The organism is Marinobacter daepoensis DSM 16072, from assembly GCF_000421165.1.
GTDB lineage: Bacteria > Pseudomonadota > Gammaproteobacteria > Pseudomonadales > Oleiphilaceae > Marinobacter > Marinobacter daepoensis.
In genome coordinates, this window is record NZ_ATWI01000008.1 from 651,266 (window position 1) to 665,122 (window position 13,857).

Annotated in this window: 8 protein-coding genes; 5 read left to right on the forward strand and 3 right to left on the reverse strand. The window is 54.3% G+C overall.

Going from position 1 to position 13,857, the window contains the following annotated elements; genetic code table 11:
- Window positions 1-28: 28 nt before the first annotated feature.
- The 3 genes from K325_RS0103610 to K325_RS0103620 all read left to right on the forward strand — a co-directional run bounded on the left by K325_RS0103610 (window position 29) and on the right by K325_RS0103620 (window position 5,736).
- Complete coding sequence (locus K325_RS0103610) at window positions 29-649, forward strand: hypothetical protein (protein ID WP_029652894.1); 621 nt, start codon at window positions 29-31, stop codon at window positions 647-649.
- Window positions 646-2,739, forward strand: a complete 2,094-nt coding sequence (locus K325_RS18195; RefSeq protein WP_051146544.1) for a GGDEF domain-containing protein — start codon at window positions 646-648, stop codon at window positions 2,737-2,739. The genes K325_RS0103610 and K325_RS18195 overlap by 4 nt, the downstream gene beginning before the upstream one ends.
- Before the next feature lie 726 nt (window positions 2,740-3,465).
- On the forward strand, window positions 3,466-5,736 hold the full coding sequence (locus K325_RS0103620; RefSeq protein ID WP_029652896.1) for a CehA/McbA family metallohydrolase: 2,271 nt from the start codon (window positions 3,466-3,468) through the stop codon (window positions 5,734-5,736).
- A 50-nt stretch (window positions 5,737-5,786) separates the two neighbouring features.
- Here K325_RS0103620 and K325_RS0103625 read toward each other — a convergent pair whose 3' ends face one another.
- On the reverse strand, window positions 5,787-6,383 hold the full coding sequence (locus K325_RS0103625) for a hypothetical protein (RefSeq protein WP_029652897.1): 597 nt from the start codon (window positions 6,381-6,383) through the stop codon (window positions 5,787-5,789).
- A 176-nt stretch (window positions 6,384-6,559) separates the two neighbouring features.
- Here K325_RS0103625 and K325_RS0103630 point away from each other — a divergent pair, with 176 nt between their 5' ends.
- Both K325_RS0103630 and K325_RS0103635 read left to right on the forward strand, forming a co-directional pair.
- On the forward strand, window positions 6,560-7,939 hold the full coding sequence (locus tag K325_RS0103630; protein ID WP_029652898.1) for a hypothetical protein: 1,380 nt from the start codon (window positions 6,560-6,562) through the stop codon (window positions 7,937-7,939).
- 124 nt (window positions 7,940-8,063) lie between these two features.
- The gene (locus tag K325_RS0103635; RefSeq protein ID WP_156836559.1) at window positions 8,064-10,772 is read left to right on the forward strand and encodes a hypothetical protein; all 2,709 of its coding nucleotides are present in this window, start codon (window positions 8,064-8,066) and stop codon (window positions 10,770-10,772) included.
- Window positions 10,773-10,840: 68 nt separating this feature from the next.
- Here K325_RS0103635 and K325_RS0103640 read toward each other — a convergent pair whose 3' ends face one another.
- Together K325_RS0103640 and K325_RS0103645 are read right to left on the reverse strand one after the other, a co-directional pair.
- Window positions 10,841-11,998, reverse strand: coding sequence for a metallophosphoesterase (locus tag K325_RS0103640; protein ID WP_051146545.1), 1,158 nt, complete (start codon window positions 11,996-11,998; stop codon window positions 10,841-10,843).
- Window positions 11,998-13,731, reverse strand: a complete 1,734-nt coding sequence (locus K325_RS0103645) for an alkaline phosphatase D family protein (protein ID WP_029652901.1) — start codon at window positions 13,729-13,731, stop codon at window positions 11,998-12,000. Before K325_RS0103645 ends, K325_RS0103640 begins: the two co-directional genes overlap by 1 nt.
- Window positions 13,732-13,857 lie beyond the last annotated feature (126 nt).

Genomic DNA, 13,857 nt, shown 5'->3' on the forward strand with positions numbered 1-13,857 from the left:
CATCATTCATGCTGAATAAGAGCTTGTTGTGGTGAACGCCGTTTCGCAAAAAGAAAAACTGTCTGACTTGGAGCTTTTAAATCTCCCGGTAAAAGAAATTCAACGCAGGCTTGTAAGTGCGAATATGCCATCCTCTGCTCAGGAATGGACAAGACAACTTCACTGCTTTCAGAAGGCGTATCGGCGAGCCTGTTTTTCAGGTGATCTCAAGCGTGTTCGTTTTTTTCTTCAGGGTCTTCCTATATCTTTTATATCCATCCGGGACCAGCTTCTGGATGATAAAGCCGCGCTCTCGTGGGCAGCCTATGGTGGGCAAGCAGACGTCATTGCTTTTATTTGCTCCCAGCAAGATGACGAAAGCTTTATAGGCTTTGATTACGGGGCGGGGTTAGAAGTTCTCGTTGGCCTGGAGTCCGATGAGTTTGCCAGGACTAGCGAAGGTAACCCGCTGGAAGGTCGAATGTCTTCAGCGTTGGCTGTTGTCAGCGACGTTGCATCAGAGATCAACGCCCCGGAAATCCTCAGGGCACTGGAAGAAAGGCTGACTCAAGCGCTTGATCAGCAGATAGAGCTCCAGATGACTAGCCGTCTGGAAGGCGGGGCAGGCATGGGGCCCGCTGTTGCGGAGAGGTCATTTTGGGCGAAATGATTGAAGTAGTCGCGTTTTCGGCAGTTGTTCTCTTCATGATTCTGATTGGGTACTTCATGGCTCACCTGGGGCGGAAGAAGACCAGGCTGGAACGGTTGCAGTCGGAACTGGCGAAGCGTATGGCGTCGATTAATGTCGAGGCCCGGACGTACCTTCAGGGGCTGAAAAAAACCTTTACCTCGGTCCCGTTGCCGGTCGCTATTCTGGAGTTGCGTGAACAACGAGTTCTGGAAGAATCGGAACTGTTGTCCAATCTGGTTCAGGCGATCGCCCCCGATCGAATCTCCAGCCCGCCTTTCACATATTGTTTTTCTCGCGCGGACCAGTATCCCTTTTTCATGCCGAAGTTACGGCGTGCATTGGCTGGAGGGAGCGTTGACTCGGGTATTTTCTCAGACGTTTTTTCTTTGGCTCAGACGGAGATAAATAACGAACCGACGGCACGGGTTCTTGTCAGTGTTTCCGTCTCTGACCAGTTGGCCTACGTTGAGTTTGAATTTCCGGACAATGAGAAGGTCCTTGAAAAGCAGGCCAGCGTTGACAACAAAATTATACGGTCAATGCTGACTGAAACCGATCTTCCCCGGGCGTTTGATCGGGCGGCCTCTCTGATTCACGAACCGTTGGGTGGGGAGTTGGTATGTGGCATATCTGTTTTCAACTCCTCCAGAAACCTGCTTGAGCTATGTTGGCAGCAGGGCTTTTCTCGTCAGCTGGAGGATTGGGTTTCCAGATTGCCAATGGTGTTCGGAGAAAGCCCGGGCGCTACGGCAACGTACCTGGAAAAGTCGATTACGGTGCCTGCAGGCCAGAGCGTGAACAGGGATGGGGTGTCGTTTAGCCTTCCCAGTGGTGTGCATGCCTGGCATTCACATCCGATAAAGTCAGCCCGGGGTAAGGTGCTGGGGACTCTGGATCTCATCGCTCTGGCGCCGGGCGTCAAGTTTCCCCGGGACGAGTGCCTGGCAAATTTCCTGTTCGTAGCTTCCGTTATTCTGGAGCGTCGCAATGCGATGGAAGCCAGCGTTTCTCAGGCGCGTTTGGATCAGACCCTCAATGAAATCAGCCAGCGCCTTCTGCACCCGGGGCAAGAGACAGGTTCAGATGTTCTTTCCCAATGTCTGACATTTCTGAATGCTTCAGCGGAGTTGTCGGGAGGGAAGCTTGGGGTGCTGTCGGATTTTGGTGGAGATCAGATAGAGTATGCGGGCGAATTGTTCGGCAATAATCCGGCCACGGTGACCGACGAACATGATTCGATGATTCTAGCGGATTACGCCGAACTGTTTGGTGGCTTTCATGCGGGTGGGGGCGGCGCAATGCGGCCGGAATCCGGGATGACCATGCTGAACAAGGGAAGCCCCAAGGCGGAAAAGCTTGGTCAGGCGCTGCCATTGGTGCCCGAAATGAAGCAGGTGAATTTCCTTGTCTGCCCGATGGCATTGCCTAATGCAAAGGTCAGTGCCCTGATTTATGCCACGGAGAGTGATTTCAGCCCAGCCCAGCAGACGCTTCTGTCAACGGTGGTTCCGGTTCTTACCAACTTCCTGATCCGGGAGCACTTGCTTGAGAAGCTTCAGAGTCGTGCAAACTATGATCGGCTCACCGGTGCACTGAGCCGGGGGCACACCGAAGAGAAGCTGGGGTCAGAGATTGAGCGTTCGACCCGGTACAAAAACGAATTGTCGGTTGTGCTGTTCGATATTGATCACTTCAAATCTATAAACGATTCATTTGGCCACGATGTCGGTGATGCGGTATTGAAGCGTGTTGCCTCAAAGGTTCAGGCTTCGCTCCGGAGTGTTGATGTTCTGGGGCGCTGGGGTGGAGAAGAATTCCTGATGATTCTTGCTGAAACCGATCTCAAGAATGCGCAGCACGTGGCCGAGAATGTTCGGCGGTTGATTGAGCTGGAAGGTTTTGGCATTCCTCGTCCTGTCACGATCAGCGCCGGCGTGTCCTCTTTTCAGCAGGGGGATGATTCTGTCTCGCTGATTAAGCGGGCGGACATCGCGGTGTACGAAGCCAAACGTGAAGGGCGGAACCGGGTCAAGGCTGCGCCAGCTCCCACTTCTTTCCCGACATCTTAATACTCGTCGTCAGGCCGCTCTCTTCAGGTATCTCTCTTGATCTATAAAGGTTAGGTTGGGTTATTTGATCCGTTTTAAGGGGCGAGACTGGCGCAGGTTTTAGGAATTTGAAATCCCTTGGGCACCCTCAGTCACGCCTTTCTATTGCCTTGGTTATCCATGATAAATGGTTGTAAATACATTGCAGACTGTTAGTTTTTGACAGGTTGTATTATTTTTTTCTTTTAAAACAGTATCTTGGTATTCATTGTAGAGTTTAATTGCTTTCCTTTTAAGTGAGTTTTTTCAATTTAATATTGTTTGAGTTTTGTAATTAATTGTAATCACCCCGTAATTTTTAAAAGGTTTACTGCTTTACCTTCAGGAGGTGTGGTTATGAGAAAATTACCAATCATAGATTTTATAAAACCGATACTTTTAATGGCGCCATTATTGCTGGCGGCATGTGGAGGAGATGGAAGTGGTGGGGGAGAGGGCGTAGGTCAAAATGATGACACTGTTGTTCAGCCAAAGCCTCCCGAAGATTTTGTGGCCGAGGTCAGAATCGAGGGTGAAGGGCATGTGACAAGCCTCTCTGCACCTTTTGACTGCTTTAGCGATGTATGTTCGGCAAACTTTGACGCGCCGCAGGACGTTCTGGCTGTGCCAGCGTCGGGATCTCGCTTTGTTGGCTGGTCCGCCCCCGAGTGTGGGTCCACTGAGATCTGTTCGCTGGAGGCAACGCCTTTGATCGCGACCTTTGAGCAGTTACCGCCGGAAGTTCCGGAAGGCAGCTGGATGGGGGGCGACCTGCACGTCCATACAGATCACTCATCGGATGGCAGTCTATTGCGCCAGACATTTGGGGACGCAGCCCGAGGAAATGTGTCAGTGGCTGATCAGTTAGGGGAAGCCGCCCGCATGGGGTTGGATTTCCTCTCACTGACCGATCACCGGACCCATGATCAGCATTATGACCCCTTGTGGGACTCCGCCAGCCTTCTGATTATTCCGGGTGAAGAGGCGAATGGCAGGCCGCATTCAACGGTTCATGGCGCTGTGGACATGCTGACGCAGGCTGCGGTGCAGAGTGACAAGGGAGAGCTGGCTCGCCTCCAGCAATCCATCTGGGATGCCCATAGTCAGAATGCGGTTTGGGTTTCCGCCCATCCGGAAAAAGATCTTATGCACGATGATGGAACCTTAAAAGTACTGGCCGATGCTGTTGGCGTGGATCTGGTTGAGGGCTGGAATAATGCGAAGAAGCCGGATGTCGCCATTGATTACAGTGAAAACCGATGGAATGCGGGGTACAGGTTTGGTGTGGCTGGGGCGAGCGATAACCATTTTCGTGAGGTGTGGCTGACCCATGGGCCCGGAAAACCAACTACCCGTACCCTTGCAGAGAAGCCATCCCAGCGGGGGCTCCTTCATGCGCTGAAGCAGGGACGAACCCATGTGGGGCATCGGGCTGACGGGCCGTTTGTGACTTTAGAGGCGGATTTCGAGCGTCAGGGATATACGGCGACAGCCGGGGATGAGGTTCTTGTTCCTGCAGGGTCGAAGGGAACGCTCAGGCTTCGGCTTGAAGGTGCCCAGGGCCACAAGGTGCTGGTTTATAGAAGCCCCGGGCGCAGTGTTGGGCCCATTGCCGAACTACGTCCGAAAGACGCGTTTGAAGTACACACCATCCCGGTTGAGAGTCGTGGCGAACCGGAATGGTTTCGGGTTGAAATTCGAACGTTGCTCGGGCTGTTGCGAGGCCTGAGCTCTCCTGTTTTTGTGGGCGAAACGCCGGCACAGCCCCCGGTTGATTGGTTGCCTGCAGAGTCCAAGGGTACCGATGATGCCCGCTGGGTGTATGGCGCCAGGGGCACGTACAGCGGTTTTGCCGATGCCGCGCGCAGTGGTGATCGGTTGCACCTTGTGGCGGAAGCTCACGGGAGTACCGGCAGCAAAATCGTGTACAGGCACTTCACGGCGGCCAGAGCTATTCAGTCAGAAGTTGTATCTGGCTCAGATGAGAACGCCAGGTTTGCCAAGGTTGCGGCCCAGGGCGAGCGAGTGGTTGTTGTCTGGCAGGATAGTTATAGCCAGATACCATTACGGACGCGTATTCGCATGAATCTCTCCGAAGATGGCGGTGAAACCTGGGGGGAGCCGGTCACGGTTCGTCAGGTGGAGGGGCGATCAGAGCGTCCGGCACTGGTATTAGGGGCTGGCGGTGAGCCGCTGATCGCCTGGCAGGAGATTCAGGCCGACAGTGCCTATGATGTCTGGTTTCTGGACCTTTCGGTTTCGAGTGAGCCCGAAAACATGAGTGGAACAGGGAAAACGATAGTGCATCCTCACGACCGTGATAGCCGTTCAGCTCGTTATCCGGCCTCATTGTGGCCGTCCCTGGCGGTTTCAGGTTCCGGAGGTGTCGCTATTGCCTGGCAGGATAACCGCACGGACCCAGACCCTCTTTGGACCGGAGCTACCGGGGTAGGTGAGGGAACGGCACCGGATAACTGGCAGATTATGGTCAAGCGTCGTGATGCGAATGGTAAAACGTGGGGCGAACCGTTTTCGGCTGGAATGGATGAGGAAGCCGATCAGCATCCCAGCCTGGCTTTTGATAACCAGCAGCATCTGATGCTGGCCTGGAACAGAAAGCCATTAAAATCATCCGGAGCCTCCTGGTCTCTTGGTACCGCGCGTATTGACGGTGATAACAACATTGCCTTGCTGTCCGCGGGTCATGATCATGGCGGCCATCAGCAGCGGCCACGCCTTGCGCGCGCGGATGGAGGGGTGGTGCAGATGGTGTGGTACGAAGGCGGGAGTGATGACTGGCGCTGGAAAGTAAGCCGAAGCCTCTTTGAGGCTGGGGAGTGGACGGCTGCTCAGCGTTTGAATGCTCCAGGCAATAACAGTTGGCCGGTGACAACGGGTGATGACATTGTTTTCACCTCGTCCCGTCATGCCACTGCACTTCAGCGCGACCCTACGCACATGATTTTTAGCGTCCGGTGAAGCAGTAGAGCTAGCCTCCCTTCACTTGACCGAGAGTCGGTGGGGGAGGTTCAGCTGTCCTGAGGAAGGGCAAGCGTTAGCTTGGTTTGCGGGGGGATGACGCTGATTTCGTCGTACAGAATGGCGTCCAGATTGAAGACCGTCACAAATTTTGCCAGTCCAAACCGGGTGTTGGCATCGTAGGCAATAGCATTCAGATGCTTGTAGGGTTCAAGGTCAATCAGTCGGTCAAGCAAATCCATCCGGTTTGACGGTTTGCGAGGAAAGTCCTCTCGCGGCTGAAATTCTTCATCCAGCCACTTGTTCCAGTGCTGATTTACATCATCAAGAATTTCTTTATTGGCTCTGAGTGGCAAGTTCAGAAAGCGGCAACTTTCAAAGGTTGCCAGTTTTTGTTTGTTGTTGTGCCATTCGCCAATTTCAACTTTTACATCTGCGAAACAGACTCCCTGGCCCGAGGCGGCGCTTTCACGGACCGCTGCACCAATCAGGCTGCCTGGGCCTTTGTTGCCATATAACAACGTGATGCCCCGTTTGGGTAAGCGGAGATCCGGATGTTGAAAATAATCTGGATGTTCGAGCGTATAGTGATGTGGCTGCTGGTCTCCTGAAAAGAAGAAAAATGTTTTGGTTCCAATTGCAGACACGGTCGCTCTCACCTTTGAATGGATACCGAAGCGTAAGAAAGATTGGGGCTATTCGCAAATTACGAATTTATTGCTCTATGGTAGCATATGAAAAATAAAGTTCAGAATTCTGGCATTTTATAATGTGAACTAATGCCCCGGATAAAAAACCAGGCACCACCGTTGAGACTGATCGAATGCCCATAAACGAGTTGACTCATCCCTCAGACCCCATCAGTGGCCGGACACTGATGAACCTCAAAGCCGTACTGGAAAGCTATCTCGGAGGCGGTGAAGTCCGGGATCTTGATCTGGCGCTGCTGATGAATGTACCGTTGAACCGGTTGAGCCAGTTGAAGCGGGCTAAATCCTCAGTATTCACGGTTGGACGGTCGCTCCAGGTTGAAGAAGATACTGACGGCGACCCGGAAAGCAGTCATGCTTCGGAACTGCCGGGTATCCGGCCTAGCCAGGCGATTCTGCTCCGGTTGCTACTTAAGCGCCCGGATCTGGTTCCCATCCCTCTGCGCCCCTCGAGCAACGAAGTCTTCGAACTGTTGCAGCCCTTTATTGCTGAACTGCATTCCAGTCATCCAGGCAAGGCCGTTGGCAAATCCGGTTTCGCGCCGTTGTTCGGGCGCTCGTATATCTCGTCGTACAAGATGCTTGGCGATGACGGAGCTGGCGTCCAGAACGCTGGTTTGCCTGTTGCGCGGCTTCAGTTGCTGGTTGTGGGCAAATACGCACAGTTTTTCCGGAAAACGCTGACTCAGTTTGTGATGGGGAATGACGGCGCGCCAGAGTATGTGTCTGGGGCGCTGGAATCCAAATCTGGCTGGGCTTTACTGAGGGAGCAAGATTCTCTTACGGACTGGATGAGCGATGAGGCATACACGAGCTTCCAATCCCTTGTATACGAAGAGTTTGGCCAGTGGTTCCGGGAACATTATCTGGCGGTGCTGCGTGATGAAGCGGTTTCCAGAGATCTGGACCCATCAGTCACCATGATCAAAGGCAAATGGAGTAAAACCGCTGCCGTGAGTGACGACGAGCTCCTCAAGTACAATCGCTTTTGCCGCCCGATCCTGGGGCGAAGTGATAGCCAGTTCGCGCTGTTTCGAGAGAGTTTTGGTCTGACGAGCGCGGAATCCTACTGGGTCCTCGGCTTACAGGTAAAAGCGTTTTATCGGTTTCGCCAGCGTGCGAATCAGCGGGTGGATGCACCTACTGCAATCCTTCTGCGCTACCTGTTCCGGTACCCAGACGATATCAACCTTTTTATGCCGGAGCCTCTCTCCGGGCATGAAATCTTTGAAGCCATCAGTCGTGAAGATCCTGCCTTTAAGTTGGGGCAGCTTGCGCCACTGTTTGGTGCCTCTCGAGTGATGAGTTACGAGTTCGCCAACCCGGAATCGGCGTGTCCGTTTTTTGCCCGGCGTTTGGCCATGGTCTTTCGTAGCGCCATGCAGGCCGGTGTGTCGATCTATCAGTTGATAAGAGCCAGTGTCGAAGACGAAGTTGTTGCCAGAGGGCTGGATCTGGAGCAATTCTGGCGTGACGGACGCTGGCATCGATAGCTGGCCCCCTCCCCATTTTTAGCGGTTCCTCTCTCAGGAAGTTTTTTGTCATGTTTTGTATGGCATAAAAATGGTTATAATATAAAAATCGTCAAACGTTGATGTAGTTAAGGGAGAAGTAAGTATGTCGAGCAGGTATATGTCGTTAACCTTTCGCATATCTGCAGTATCGCTCGCGATAGCAGGTTTGGCCGGTTGTGGCGGGGGTGGTGGCAGTTCCCGGATAGGCGGGGATGAGTCGCCCACGGTATCGATCACGGCGAATGCCGACAGTGTGGTTGCCGGCCAGTTCGTAACCCTGGCCTGGGACTCGTCTTCTGTTACGTCCTGTGCCGCAGGCGGCAACTGGAGTGGCAGTAAGGGGGCTCAAGGTAAAGAAGTGGTTCAGGTGAATGCCACAGGTGACGCCCGGTTTGCACTGCAGTGCCAGACGGAATCTGGTGGTTCGGTCACCGATGAAGCGGTGGTTAAGGTTTTGGGGCGGGTGCCTGCCTCCATCGACTTTGATGCGGTGACGTTTGACGTTGTAAAAGCCAACGATGACGTGGTCTTTACCTGGAAAGCGGACAACGCTGAACGGTGTGTGGCCAGTACTGGGTCAGACATCAATTCTTCCTGGACCGGGGAGCGCGATGCCGTTGGTTTTGAAACGGTCACGATGCCGGGAAGCCCGGGTGCCTACCTTTACTCACTGACCTGCAGTGGCGAGAACATCAGTGAGACAACCGAGCAGGTTGTTATCAACGTTGTGCCTGAGACCGCGCCGGTCGAGGGGCCTGAGATCACCTTTAGCCAGCGCCCCGCGGGTGTTATCGAAAGCGGTGTGCCGGTTACCATTGCCTGGACAGCGGCAGGGGCAGCACAATGCACCGGCGCCAGCGAGCCCGCAGATGCTGGCTGGAACCAGGTTCTGGGCGCGACCGATTCCTATACGCGGGTTTTTGAAGAGCCCGGAAATTATGTCTATAGCCTGTCCTGTGCCAATGAGCAGGGCGGCACCACCATCGAGAATCTGCTTTTCACCGTTCGTCCGGCCGGTCCGGTGGTCGAGATGGCCTTTGAGAATGGACTGCAGTCCGCGGTCATGCCTGCGGATGGCTCGATCAGCTTCTCCTGGGAGGTGGACACCTCTGCGGAATCCTGTGTTGCCACCTCCGGGGATTCTCGCTGGGCGTCTGCCTTTGCAGCGGATTTCACCAATGGATTCACCGGGGCGTATACCGCTAAAGGACTGGCTCCGGGTGTCTATAATTACAATCTGAGCTGCAAGGATACTTCTGGCAAGCAGGGCGTTTCTGAGTCCCTTCAACTGACGGTGGGTAATGTGGCCCCGCCCGTGGGTGAGTTTACCCTGCCCGTTTCAATTGAGGATGGCTGGGTAACCGTGGATTGGGTGACCGACGGAGCTAATTCTTGCGTGCCATACAGCCAGAACTGGCCTGAGTGGCGTGATCTTGAGCTTGAGAATCAAGGATTGTCTGGCCCCGTTAAGGTTCAGTTGCCGCCTAAGGCTGACGGTACGCACCTGCTGGATGCGACACTTGTCTGTTCCGGCCCTGGCAATACTCAGACAAACATCACCACAGCTTTCAGCGTTGATTATGTCACCATCACCGAAACGGATACTGACGGCAATCCGGTAAGCCGGGTTGAGCAGACCCTGTCTGAGCCGGCGATTAACTTGAGTGCGGTTCCCTCACGCGTTGGTGCGGGTGAGAATTTCGCTATTGTTTGGGACTCCGTGGGCGCTGATTCGTGCCAGATCACTGAGACGGTAGGTTCCGGCTGGGTTGCCGGTGAAGTCGCTACTCGTGGGCAGCAGGATGTTACCGCGCCGACCGAGCCTGGTGTGTACACTTATTCTCTGTCCTGTGCGGCCCCTGCCACTCAAGAACCGACCACGGCTAACGTTTATGTCGTTGTTGGCAATGCCAGCCCGGTCATTGAGCGTTTCGAAACACCTCGTACTGATGTCGCCGGGGGAGAAGAAATCACGTTCGAATGGCGGGCGCGGAACGTTCTGTTCTGTGAAGGCGGGAACAGTGGCGTGGAAGGCTGGACTGGCTTCTTTGAGCAGTCGGCGGCCGGCTCACGCAGTGTGACATTGCCGCGTCGTGTGGATGATAGCCAATACGACTTCGCGTTGACGTGTGGTTTGCCAGGTGGCCCCAAAACATCTGACATTCTGACGGTAAAAGCCAGCAGCGTCGGTAATGAGTGTGGCGTGCTGGATAACAACCGTTTGTCCCGTCTTCTGACGAACGATGTGGTGGATGTTCGCGTTGGTAGCATCTATTCCGGCACCGGCGCTCCGGTCATTATCGGAGACGGCGAATCCGTTGACGAAAATGCGATCTACAACATCACGGATGGCAGCATGGACACATACGCCCGTCTGACCCTGCCTCTGGGGCTGCTGGGGCTGTTCCATTCCTACATAGACGTGTATGCGCGGCCGCCGCTGCAGGATCTGGGAGTTCTGACGGATGAGATGGGAGGCAATAAAGATATTGGTTTCCTGATCGGCAATCCAAATCAGGCGCTTCAGTTGTCTCTGCTGGGGTTGGATAGCCTGTCACAGGTTACAGGTGTGATGCCGCTTGCGGATGGTGGTGTGGATATTGAAACGGGTGATCGTAACTACGACAACACCAATGGACTGGAGCTCAATGCTCTGTATCTGATCAATGACCGGCAAGTGAAGTTCTTGTCTATGCCGGTGGATGAAACCCAGAAGTTGATGGGAGTTCGTTACGCCCTTCAGGGTGGCTTGCTGGCCATTGCGAAGATGAGGGATGTATACGGAGTATGTGTAAGTAGCGATCTGAACTGATCAGGTTGTCCGCCTTGCCTCGCTCATGAGTGAGGCAAGGCGGTTATGCTTCCGGGGTTACGTGGCCGTCAGGCCAGCGCTGGCTCCAGAGCTCCGGTGGTTACCGGCTTAGTGATTTCCCTGCTGAACCCAACGGTATGGTCTCCGGTATCCGGGTCAACAACATAGAATTCCACCTTCATGGTGGAGGTTGTCAGTTCAACCCAGACAAACCCCAGCATTTCTTCCCTTTGATAAAACGTAGGATTCCGTTCAGGTTCTTTCAGTGCGTCGGTTTTACCGCCGGCTCCTGAGACAATGATGTGCGCGGGTCCGAACTCCGGAACAGGCTTAATCCACTGCATTGAATGGTCGTGGCCTGTAAACAACATGTCGATCTTGTGAGCAAAGGCATCTTCCAGAAAAGCCTTGTATCTCAGCCCGTCGGCATCGGGGTTGTTGAACAGGATTCTCAAGCCTTCGTCGAGATTTCCGGCGTTGCCGTGCTTGCCATTGGATTTGTAGGGAACGTGAGACATGGCGATCTTCCAGTGGGCCTGTGATGCGTCCACCGTCTCTTTCATCCACATCTGTTGAGGGTAGCCATAGTTCTGCCAGTTAAAGTCTTCATCCCTGTCGATATAAAAGCTCGTCAGGGGGTTGGAGTCTACAACAAACAGTTCCAGGAACGGGGCTCCGTCGCTTTGCTTGCCAAATATCTCGTTGTAGAAGCGAGCCGGCATTTTCCACTTGTTGGAGTACCGGTTGGTGCTGTAGTGATAGTCAACCTGATAATCGCCGCGCTTGTTGTTACTGCCGCCGCCGAAGATTGTGCTGGCACAGTCATGATTGCCCAGGCACATGTAAAACGGCAGGTCCAGATTCTGATAGGGGTATTCAAAACTATCCAGGAAGCGGGGGTCATCAACCGATGTCACCCCTTCCTCATAGATGTTGTCGCCTGCGCCCAGAATAAACTCGGCGCCCTGAGCCTTGGCAACCTTTTCCATTGCGGCCGCCACATGGTATTGCCCTTGGGTACCTGTGCCTGTGTCACCCACAACCATAAACCGAAGTTTTTCGGTCGGTGTGATTTCCTGGCCGCCCGGTAGCTCGGGGGATATATCGCCCCCGCCATTCCCATTGTCGCTATCACTGCCACTGCCGCCGCCACAGGCGCTCAGTGTTGGGACCGTTGCCGCTCCAACCAGGAAGTTTTTCAGAAACTTTCTGCGATTCACGCTCATCAGAGGATCTCCGTGGTTTGAGAAGCGGCCGGAGCAAGGGCCGGGGCATTCAGTTTGGGGGCGCTGGGAGCATTTGCCCGTTCTACATGGTTGCCGCCATCTTTTGTGAGATAGGAGCGGGCAAAGTGTTCCTGGTTGCTGGGTTCGGACACCGTTTCAAGGTGGAACCAGTCGGCTTTGCAGCGCTCAGGCGTTATGTCCAGGACCATATAGCCACGGTGGTAAAGGTCGACCCATTTCAGGTGTCGGTTCAGGGGGATCAGGGCGGCTGCAGCGAGGTCAGAGAGCCCTTTGGTGGGGGCGGCCGGGGAGGTAACGGCAGGCGTGACAAACTCTACCGCCAGCGAGCCCTCTCCGGTAAAGCGGTTGTATGACAACAGGTTGCCTGGGTCCATCGCAACATCCATGGCCCAGGAGCTGTGAATGTCGCCGGTCAGCATCACGGCGTTATTCAGCCCCATGGCTTCCAGGCGCCCGAGAAGGTTTCGTCGGCTGACCTCATACCCATCCCATTGATCGAAGTTGAGCTGAGCGCCGCCGCCAAGATGCCAGTTCGGGTTGTCCGGAAGCGTGCCGAGTGTCAGGGGGGAAACCATGATCTGTTGCCCGATCACGTGCCATTGGGCGCCCCGGCTGCTGGATTTCTCCAGCTGATTGAAGAGCCAGCGCTCCTGTTCGTGCCCAAGAAGCTGGCGAGACGGGTCGCGGGCGTCCCAGGAGGTCGAAACCTGCTCGTCACGGCCAACAAGCCGTGTGTCCAGCATCATCAGCGAGAGCAATTGCCCGAATTCGAAGTGACGATAGATGCGGATTTCATTGTCGGGGTCCACGCGGCGAATGGGCATCCACTCGAAATACGCTTTGACGGCTGCACGTTTCCGGTCCGGATAGTCGCCTTCACCAGCTTCAGGATTGTGGTTTTCGGCGCCGTCTTTCCATGCGTTGTTGGTGATCTCATGGTCGTCCCAGACGCAGATAAACGGGTGTTGTCGATGACATTCCTGCAGATCGCCATCGGTGCGATAACACGCGTAGCGTCTTCGATAGTCCTCAAGCGAGACAATCTCGTGGGGTGGATCGATGGGGCGTTCTTCCGCGAGATTTTTGTCGGCGTACTCGCCCTGAGCATACTCATAGATGTAATCACCCAGATGGATCACCGCATCCAGGTCTGAGCGGTAAGCCACTCTCCGGTAGGCGTTAAAGTATCCGTAGGGGTAGTTGGAGCAGGAAACGACCGCAAGGCGAAGATGATCTGTTGGTTCGCTGGGGGCCGGTGTGGTTCGGGTACGGCCCACAGTCGATCGATGCCCAAGCGACTCAAAACGATAGTAGTAAGTGGTTCCCGGTTGGGGCAGGTGGGCGTCAATTTTCACAGTGTAATCTGAGCCAGATCGGGCGTAGCCGATACCGTCATAAACAATGGTGCTGAAGTCGGGCGTTTCCGACACTTCCACGATAACGGGAATCTCATCCAGTCCCTCGGCAGTAATTCGTGTCCAGAGAATGACCTGGTACGCCAGAGGGTCTCCACTGGCAATGCCGTGAACAAATGGGTTTGGGCCGTTGTAATCCGGCATCTGATCACGGATGTTGTCCAGAGTATTGCCGGGTGGTTGGGCGGTATTGTCGCCCGAGCTGTTTGAGTTACTTGAGCTGCCGCCACATGCAGACAGCAGTCCGAGCGAGAGCCCGGCCGCGCTTGCATGAGTGATAAAATCTCTTCGTTTCATGGAGTGCGTCCTATGGGGATCAAAGCGGTGAACCTACCTTCACCTTGTTACACTTTTATTTATTTTTTATTAAATCTATCGGATAGATTAATTTATGCTGAATATTTTGGTGCGGTTACAGTAATT

Excerpts from the sequence above, each read along its gene's own strand:
- K325_RS18195 (WP_051146544.1), top strand. The coding sequence starts at position 646 with ATGATTGAAGTAGTCGCGTTTTCGGCAGTTGTTCTCTTCATGATTCTG.
- K325_RS0103630 (WP_029652898.1), top strand. The coding sequence starts at position 6,560 with ATGCCCATAAACGAGTTGACTCATCCCTCAGACCCCATCAGTGGCCGG.
- K325_RS0103635 (WP_156836559.1), top strand. The coding sequence starts at position 8,064 with ATGTCGAGCAGGTATATGTCGTTAACCTTTCGCATATCTGCAGTATCG.
- K325_RS0103640 (WP_051146545.1), bottom strand. The coding sequence starts at position 11,998 with ATGAGCGTGAATCGCAGAAAGTTTCTGAAAAACTTCCTGGTTGGAGCG.
- K325_RS0103645 (WP_029652901.1), bottom strand. The coding sequence starts at position 13,731 with ATGAAACGAAGAGATTTTATCACTCATGCAAGCGCGGCCGGGCTCTCG.